The 740-nt window shown below is 53.8% G+C and carries 1 protein-coding gene; it reads right to left on the bottom strand.

What is annotated here, in order from left to right; translation table 11 throughout:
• Positions 1–740: type VI secretion system tip protein TssI/VgrG (tssI, locus tag AC55NX_RS20765; protein WP_496997457.1), on the bottom strand; the 740-nt coding region annotated here is incomplete at both ends.

Below are 740 nucleotides of genomic sequence, written 5' to 3'. Positions count from 1 at the left end.
CGCAACCTTGTGTCACACGCAACCAGCAAGAGCTTTGCTCATTTGAGCTGCCGTATCTGTCCCAAGCCTTTCTGTCCCAAGAAAAGTGCACTTTCACCCGGCCATGCTCATCACAGTAGATCTCTTCCCCTTCAGGGCCGACCACTGTCCCCATGGTCGGAAACTTGAGGATCGGTTTACTGCGCGGTGCCATCTGCCACACTTGATCACCGAGAATGGCGGCAAACTGGTTGGCATATGTGGTTGCACCGCTGCCACCGGACTCTTCCAGCGCCTGCGGCTGGCTGCCCTGATGGGCGACTTGAATCAGCAGATAATTGCGATTCATCTCACTGTCGAAGTGCTCCATCAAATCAAACCGCTGACCGGCCTGAAGCTGTGCGTCGTTACTTTTACCGCTGAAGGTATGTGCTTGTCGGCGCAGCGCTTCAAGGCGGATCTGCGTAAATGCCTGACCCGTGGTGTCGTCTTTAAACCGCCCCGGGTGGTCAAAATGCTCATAGTCACCGCGCTGGTAACTCATATCCGAAGCGGTGGCCGAGTGCGTAATATTGTAAGACGGCTTTTTAAAACTGTAATCGCTCAGCTGCACATCACTGACTTGTGTCTGTTTGTGCTCGGTCAAAGTTGAGACATAAGGTTGCTCAAACACCCCACCGGACAAGGCATTGTACGGCACCGGCATGGCAAGACGGCCGAACCCTTCGGGATTGTCGGTGATGACTAAAACATGCTTTTCC

This window comes from Vibrio rubrogenes, assembly GCF_059641415.1.
The sequence above is the reverse complement of the archived record's forward strand: the minus strand, read 5'-3'. Positions and strand labels throughout refer to the sequence as shown.